At 32.5% G+C, this 345-nt stretch carries 1 protein-coding gene; it reads right to left on the bottom strand.

What is annotated here, in order from left to right:
* Positions 1–345: hypothetical protein (locus CAMP18498_RS07955; RefSeq protein WP_337198273.1), on the bottom strand; the 345-nt coding region annotated here is incomplete at both ends.

A 345-nucleotide genomic window follows, 5' to 3' on the forward strand; every position in this document is an offset into this window, starting at 1 on the left:
AGTATTTTTTAAAGTATCAAAAGGGAGCCAGCTTGGATCATATGCAGGATATTCTACTTCAGGGGTATAAATTTTTCTATTATACTTAATACTTTTTGTAAAAGAACTACCTAAAGCATTGACTTTTAACATAATATCATTCTCAAATGGAGCCTTAGAAGTAATAGTTGCTTTAGCTTCGCCATTAGCATTAAAAGTTGTATCATGACTACCTAAAGTAGCATCCCCACTTAAACTCCATTCTACTTTAGAACCTGTTTTTCCACCTTTTAATACAGCGTGTACTACTTCTCCTTCTTGAGTATAAAGTGTTTCTTTGTCAAGTTCTAAATTCAATTCTCTTGG

It is taken from the genome of Campylobacter sp. W0066.2, assembly GCF_024723515.1.
Lineage (GTDB): Bacteria > Campylobacterota > Campylobacteria > Campylobacterales > Campylobacteraceae > Campylobacter_D.